Annotated in this window: 5 protein-coding genes and 1 pseudogene; 1 reads left to right on the forward strand and 5 read right to left on the reverse strand. The window is 71.4% G+C overall.

Features of this window, described 5'->3' with window-relative positions; all coding sequences use genetic code 11:
- The first annotated feature begins 215 nt into the window (after window positions 1-215).
- Window positions 216-1,955, forward strand: a complete 1,740-nt coding sequence (locus ACFU8W_RS15195) for a YncE family protein (RefSeq protein WP_384036519.1) — start codon at window positions 216-218, stop codon at window positions 1,953-1,955.
- Between the two features lie 52 nt (window positions 1,956-2,007).
- Here the strand turns inward: ACFU8W_RS15195 and ACFU8W_RS15200 are convergent, their stop codons facing one another.
- The 5 genes and pseudogenes from ACFU8W_RS15200 to ACFU8W_RS15220 all read right to left on the reverse strand — a co-directional run.
- Entirely contained in the window at window positions 2,008-2,628 is a 621-nt protein-coding gene (locus ACFU8W_RS15200; protein ID WP_384036522.1) for a hypothetical protein, read from the reverse strand.
- Window positions 2,615-4,231, reverse strand: coding sequence for a substrate-binding domain-containing protein (locus tag ACFU8W_RS15205; protein WP_384036525.1), 1,617 nt, complete (start codon window positions 4,229-4,231; stop codon window positions 2,615-2,617). Before ACFU8W_RS15205 ends, ACFU8W_RS15200 begins: the two co-directional genes overlap by 14 nt.
- Window positions 4,228-5,445, reverse strand: coding sequence for a toxic anion resistance protein (locus ACFU8W_RS15210; RefSeq protein WP_384036529.1), 1,218 nt, complete (start codon window positions 5,443-5,445; stop codon window positions 4,228-4,230). Before ACFU8W_RS15210 ends, ACFU8W_RS15205 begins: the two co-directional genes overlap by 4 nt.
- A complete protein-coding gene (locus ACFU8W_RS15215; RefSeq protein WP_384036532.1) occupies window positions 5,445-6,554 on the reverse strand; it encodes a hypothetical protein in 1,110 nt (369 codons plus the stop codon). Before ACFU8W_RS15215 ends, ACFU8W_RS15210 begins: the two co-directional genes overlap by 1 nt.
- A 190-nt stretch (window positions 6,555-6,744) precedes the next feature.
- Window positions 6,745-7,385 (reverse strand): annotated as a pseudogene (locus ACFU8W_RS15220) (hypothetical protein); the annotation flags it as partial.

Raw genomic sequence — 7,385 nt, forward strand, 5'->3', positions numbered from 1 at the left:
ACATCCGCCCTGACCTGTGGGGTCAACAGCCCGCCGCGGAACGGCCCCCGGAATCCCCTCACGGTTCCGGGGGCCGCCCTTTCCCGCCCCTTTTATAGAGAACATCCGCACATCGCCGCAGGGTTGCACACGAGACCTTCACATGGCTTTGATGTCCCTCCACATCGCCTTCGGTCGAGCCGTCCGGAGGCCAACCGAGCCTGTGGGGGACTCAGTTGAACACGTCTCGGCACTACCGGCGCATGGCGGCGACGCTGGCCGCACTGACGCTCACCACTGTGGGCCTCACCGCCCTCGCCGCACCCGGCGCCCATGCGGCCGACGGCGGTGCGGCCGGTGACACCGTGGCCAAGTTGCCGATCGCTTCGTACTCGGCCCTGGTCGTCGACTCCGTCCATGAGCGGGTGTACGTCACGGACGACCGCAGGGACCGCAGCGCGGGCGAGGTCCTCGTCTACAACTTCGACGGGCAGAAGGTCGGTTCGCTGCTCACCGGCACGGCACCTTCGGGGATGGCCCTCAGCGCGGACAGCAGCACGCTCTACGTCTCGCAGTCGTCCGGCATCCTCGTCTTCGACACCCGGACGCAGACGCGCACCGGCTTCACCTTCACCGCGTACGACGTGGGCTGCCCACGCGATGTCGCCTTCGCCGGCGGCAAGGAGTGGCACACGGAGATCCCGTACTACTCCGACTGCGACGCGCGCCAGAGCTGGTTGTACGGTACGAGCGGCACGCAGTCCGTCAACACCGGCTGGAACGGCGCGGGCCGGCTGCGGCTGACCAGCGGTCCCGAGGCGCCGGACCGTCTCGTCGTGGCGCAGGCGCGCAGCACGGCGGAGCCGAATCCCTTCCTCACCACGTTCGACGCGAGCGGGGACACGCTCGTGCGCGGTCCGGAGCGCCGGTTCGCGGACAGCGACGGGCAGGGCGCGCTCGACGTGAAGGACGTGGCTCAGTCCGCCGACGGCAAGCGCATCGCCGTCGCCGACGCCTCCTACGGCACCCGGCTGCTGGACGCCGCCGACCTGTCCGACGCGGCGACCGCGTACCAGCCGCTGCCCGAAGGCGCCACGGCGTCCGCCGTCTCCTTCGGTGGCGACGGGAAGTACCTCGCGCGAGGCGCCGCCGCGACCGGGTCCACGCCCGATCTGCTGGTGCAGCCCGCGGACCCGGCGGACGGCACGGTGCCGCTGGAGTTCGCCTTCGACGGGGTGCTCGACGGGGACCGGGTCGCGCCGCGCGGGCTCGGCTGGTCGAAGGACGGGTCGCGCCTCTTCGCGGTCACCACCAACACGTACGGCAACGAGTACTGGCTGCATGTCATCCAGCCCCCGGCCGCCCAGTACGACTCCCGGTTCACCGGCTCGCTCTCCACCACCCCGGGGCAGCCGGTCGTCGGCGAACCCGTGGGCATACGCGGCCGGTTGGAGCTCGACGGGACGGCCCCCGCCGAGCCGGTCAACGTGTCCGCGGTACGCCACGACGCCAACGGCGACCGGAAGCTCGCCCCCGTCGAGGTCGACCCGGAGGGTTCGTTCACCGTCCTCGACGTGCCGTCGCTGGTCGGGGACGCCACGTACACCGTCTCCTTCACCGGCGACGTCACCCACCGCCCGGCCGAGGACATCGCCCTGACCGTCGCGGTCGCCAAGGCGCCGACGACGATCACGCTGACCGCCCCGGCGGAGGCGACGAAGTCCGGCGGCGTGGAGATCACCGGAAAGCTCACCGGCCAGGGGCGGGCGCTTCCGTCCGGCATCACCGTCGCCGTCGAACGGACCGACCGGAAGGGCACCGGCGCGCTGACGTCGGCGGCGGTCGCCGCCGACGGCACGTTCCGGATCAACGACCTGCCCGGGGCGACCGGCGAGGTGACGTACACGGTGAGCTACGCCGGCGACGCTCTGCACACGGACTCGACGGCGTCGGCGACGGTGCGCGTCCGGCGGTAGTCGGGCGGCTTCCCTTCGGACGGGCCGGGGCTCCCGGCCCGTCCGAAGGGGCTCAGAGTGCCCGGCCCCGGTCCTCCAGGTACCGCGTGTGCGTCTGCTGCCGACGCGCCTCGGCCTCCCGCAACCCCGCGACCAGCGACTCCGCCTCCCGGTGCAGCAGCGACAGCTGCTGTTCGAGGTGGCGCTCGGGCGGCTCGGTGCCCGGTGCGATCCGCGTCCACCAGCGGGTCCGCAGATACGTGTCCACGGACTCCGGGATGTCCTGGTGCACGGCGCGCGACAGGGCGTGGATGCCTTCCGGGTCGGTGGCGAGGGCCTCGCAGACCCAGCCGGGTGCGAGCAGCCCCGCCAGCAGCTCCGTCAGCTCGACGAGCCGCCCGGACGCGGCGGGCGGCAGCTCGACCTCGTCCAGATACGCCCGCAGGGTCACGAAGTCGGCCCGCAACGAATCCAGTTGGGACGACGGGTCGGGGAAGTCCGGGGCGGACGGCCGCTCGGGCGGGGCGATCAGCGCACCCGCGCCGTACAGCCCGACGATCACCACGGGCCAGTACGCCCCCGCGAGCCCGGTGAAGGTGAGGGCGAGCCCGGCGATCCCGCAGGCGCTCCCGGTGAGGTTCTTGCGCGACTCGATGTACGCCAGGAGCCGGCCCGGCGCTCTACTGGTAGCCACGGATCTCCTCGAAGGCCCCGTCCAGAGAGCCCGGCCCCTGGTCCTTCGTCGCGTCGAAGAGCCGGCCACCGGTCAGGGAGGCGATCGCGTCCAGCTCCGCACGGTCCGAGTCTCCGAAGACGACCGGGAAGACGGGGGTGACGCGGCGCGCAGCCGGGAGCGAACGGTAGAAGCCGGCGAAGTCGTCGGCCGAGTCGCCCGTCGTGTTCTCGCCGTCCGTCATCAGGACGATCGAGGTGAACGCGGACCCGGTGTCCGGACCCAGCCGGTCGTAGGCGGACTCCAGACTCGAAAAGATCGCCGTCTCGCCGCTCGCGGTCAGGGCGGCGGTGTCCGCCTTGATCGCCGCAAGCCCCGCCCGCGGATCGGCGGGATCGACCGTATGTGTGCGCGCCCGCTTCACCGACGACCCGAACGGCAGCAGCGTGACCTCCTCGCGCTCCCGGAAGTCCCCGGTCAGCCCGGTCAGCGCCGCCTTCAGCCTCCGCAGCCGCTCGCCCTTCATCGACCCGGACGTGTCCAGGACGTACACGGTCCGCGAGGGGCGCCGGAGCTTGTTCTCGTAACTGTCGACCAGTTTGTCCGCGACGGACCGCGAGCCGGGGAAGGGCAGTTCACGTCGCGCCTCGGCGGCCAGTGGCGCCGCGGGCCGCACGGACGTGACGACCGGGCGGCGGAACGTCTCCCGGGTCAGCTGCCGCTGCACGGCGGGGGAGCGGAGGTACGAGGTCAGGGCGCGCACCGAGTCCTTCGCCTCCGGCGAGGCGGCGGAGAGCAGGCTCAGCGGGTAGTCCGCCGTCACCACACCGTCGCGCGGGCGGATCACCGTCAGCCCGGTACGACTGTCCCGGCCCAGGGAGAGCAGCACGGACTCGTAGTTGATCAGCGCGTCGACCGTGCCCCGCCGGGCGTACGCGGTGGCCAGCCAACCGGACGATCCGGAGGTCAGCCGCTGCCCGCCGAAGAACTCCTCCATCTTCCCGCTCGCCTTGCGGACATCGGCGTCGGTCAGCGCGGACTGGGCGCCCGACAGCGCCGAAGCGACCGAAACAAGCGCGGCGAAACCGGAGTTGGAGCGCGCCGGATCCGTCATTCCGTACGTCAGCTCCCCGTCGGCCACCGCCCGGTGCACCTGCGACCAGGTGACGCGCGACGGGTCCCAGCCCAGCCGCTTCACCACCGCCGGCTTGACGCCGAGGGCGACCGGCGATGCCATCAGCGGCGTCTCGGAAGTGACCCGCTTCGCCGCCTCCGGGTGGAGCCGCAGATAGTCGTTGGACGACAGCCACACCGCGTCGTACGCCCCGTCCGCCTTCCCGGAGCCGAGCTGCTGGACGGCGTCGAGCGTCCCGGTCCAGGTGGGCCGCACAGTGATCCCGGTGGCCTTCCGCGCCTGCTCCAACAGCGGTTTCATATCGGACAGTTCACTGGACGCCAGCACGCGCAGCGTGCCGGCCCGCGGCGCGCCGTCGTCCTTCTTCCCGGACGCCGCGGGATCGTCCGCCGCCGAGCACGCGGCGACCGGCACGAGCACCGCGGCGGCCAGCAGCGCGGCGAGCCTGCGCGACACCCGACGGCGCAGCCTTCTGAGCCGGCCCTTCATCCGAGACCGCCGCCCTCAAGGGCCCCCGCCGTCCGGCTGCGCTCCAAGTGGGTTCCGGCCTGCTGGAGTTCGGCTGTCAACGACTCGACCGTCACCGCCATGGATTCGGTCGCCTGCACCTTGTACGTGTCGATCGCGTCCAGCGTCCGGTAGATCTGCTGGAACGCCGTCCGCAGTGTCTCCGCGCCCACCGCCGGGTCCGCGGCGATCCGCTGGATCTCCCCGCTCTGGGTGGCGAGCATCTCCGCATTGCCGCGGATCAGATCCTCCGTCGTGGAGCGCAGCACCTGCACCTGTTCGGTCACCTTGCGCTGGCTCTCCAGCGCCGATGCCAGCATCACGGCGATCCGCAGCGCGGAGACGGTCGTGGTCGCGGCGCGGTCGACGCCCCTGATCAGTTCCTCGTTGTTGCGGCGTACGACATCCATCGCCAGGTACCCCTGCGCGCAGACCGCGAGCTGGGTCAGCAGATCCTGGTGCTTCTGCCGTACGGGGAACAGCACATCGGCCCGCAGGGCGTCCGCCTGCACGGGGTCGGCGGCTTCCGTCGCCCGGATGCGCTCCTCGACCGCGCCGTCCAGGGCCTCGGTGAGGACCACGTACTCCTGGAGCTTGCCCATCGTCTCCCAGAGCCGGGTGCGCTCGGTGTGCAGGGCGGCGTTGTCGCGGCGCAGTTCGTCCTGGCCGCCGCGGAGCGAGCCCACGATCCTGTTCAGGGTGGACTGTGCGGAGGCGTACTTCGCGACGTGATCGCGCAGCCTGTTGCCGCCGGGCAGCTTCGCCAGCAGCCGGCGGGCGCCGCGACCGGGGGTGTCACGCGGGTCGAGGTCCTCGACGGTGCGGCGCAGCTCGACGAGCGAGGCACCGACCCTCGACCGGGCGTCCCCGTCCCCCGACCCGGCCGAGAGCTCACGGACCGTGCGGTCCAGCATCCGGTTGGACTGCTGGGCGGCGCTGCGGATGTCGCCCTGCCCGAGGGCGGCGATCTCCCCGATCCTGGTGGTGAACTCGGGCGAGCGGGCATCGAGCCCGGCAAGGCCGGCGACGTACTCGGTGGCGCGTCGCGTCATCTCCGTGCGCACGGAGTCGTCGACCGGGACGAGACCGGCGGCCTGCTCGGTACGGACGGGGGCGACGGGCTCGGGCGGGGTGAGGACGAGCGGCTGCGGCTCGGTTTCGGTCATGGGTGAGGTCTCCCGGAAGGCGTGTGTCATCAGCCGCGGGTCCGGCGGGCCATCGCGCGCAGCACCATGGCGGTGGGCACGGGCGCCTGGCGGATCCCGGTCAGCTGTTGGTCGATGTAGTCGGAGTGGCCGGCGGTCGCGGCGGTGAACTCGGCCGCCGCGCCCTGGGGGCGGAAGCCGTGCCGCACGGCCAGCCTGCGCAGCTTGGGGTCGGTGGAGAGCAGCTCGCCGAGCTGCCGGCCCGGGGCGGTCAGCGGTACGAGGGTGTGATCGCTGGAGACGGTGGTGTCCGGGTAGAGGACGACCAGGTCCCCGAGCTCCTGTTGCTGCTTCTGCATCAGCAGCGAGGCGACCTGCGACTCGTACACCAGGACCAGCGGATTGCCGACTCCGCTGATGAAGTCCCGGAACGGCGCGTCACTGCTGGTCTGCTGCGCACCCTGCACCTGGATCAGCTTCTTCAGCAGCGGCGCGGTGCGGTCGATCGCGGCGTCGTCGGCGGCGACCCGGCCGCCGTCGGCGACGTACGAGGCGGCGGCCAGGTAGAGCGCGCCGGAGTTGGACGCGACGGGATCGGTGCTCGTGATGAACACCGTCCCGGTCAACTCGGCGTGTTCGTCCGCACCCCCCAGCTGCTGCCAGGTCCGGTCCGCCTTCGCGGCCTTCAGATACGGAGCCATGTGCAGTTTCCCGCTGGACCTGCCGCTCAGAGTCGCCAGCCCGTTGTCCGCCAGCACCTGCGCGGCGCCGCGGTGCGCGACGACGACGAGCGGCGAGTAGAAGGGCCTGAGCGGGCCGCCCTTGACGGGGGACTTGCGCTGCAGCTCATCGGCCGGAGCCTTCGAGCTCGGGAAGGCGAAGTCGTAACCCTTCAGGGGAAGTCGGTCCATGGCCCAGGACCCGGACGTCTCCGCCTTCACGGTGAATCCCTTGGCAGCAAGGGCCTTCACCACATCGGGATCGGCGAAGAACTCCGCCTTCTCCGACCCGATCACTCCACGCACGGTCCTCGTTGCCGTGCTCGTGTCCTTGCTGTCGCGGCCTGCTACGACGGCTACTGCCACTCCGCCGATCAGCAGCACCGCCAGGACGATTCCCACGATGCGTCTCACGGATGCAGACTGCTCGCGGAAACCCACATTCCAGGCCGAGTTGAGTGGACGGCAGGTGAAGTGCGCATCCCAGTACGCAACGGGAGCGGCCGATTCTCTCCGGCAACCCGGTCACAGGCGGAACGTGGGCTGCGCCGCACGGCGCACGCACGTGTGCCGTGCCCGGACGATCCCGGACACGGCACACTTCAGAGGGATCCCAACGAGGTCAGGACCACTACTGGCTCTTCGAGAGTCCCTTCTCGATTGCGTCCTGCGTGCCAGGCTTCATCCCCCCGTTGGAGCCGAGGCTGTTCAGCAGCTCCTCCATCGCGTTCTGGTAGCTGGACTGCTGGCTTTCGGTCATCGGCTCCTCGCTCACGAGCGGCGGCTTGCCGGCGCCGGCCAGGGTCCCGAGGGGCTGTACATCGGCCGGTACCCATGTCTGGCCGGCGCAATTGAACGTCGTAGGTTCGCCCCCGACCGTCGGGCATTGGAGGTCGAAGACATCCCCGTCGGTGGTGACCACCTCGAACCTGACGGAGTTGGCGTGCGTGGTGATCGAGATGCCACAGGGGTTGGGCGGGTAGCCGGACCCGGGGCCGCTGGGGAGGGCCTGCCACGTGTACTGCGGGTCCACGTTGAAGTCCACAGAAGCCCCGAACGCGGTCCCGTCGGGGGCCAGCACGGCCTTGACCTCCCTCTCGTTCGCGGTCTGGAAGGCGTCGATGGAGATGCACGGCCCAGCGGCTCCGGTGGCTCCGGTCGGTCCCGTGGGTCCGGTCGGCCCCGTGGGTCCGGTCCGTCCCGTGGCTCCGGTGGCTCCGGTCGGTCCCGTGGGTCCGGTCGGTCCTGTGGGTCCGGTCGGTCCGGTGGCTG

Source organism: Streptomyces sp. NPDC057565, from assembly GCF_042801455.1.
In the GTDB taxonomy this organism is placed as follows: Bacteria; Actinomycetota; Actinomycetes; order Streptomycetales; family Streptomycetaceae; genus Streptomyces; species Streptomyces yanii.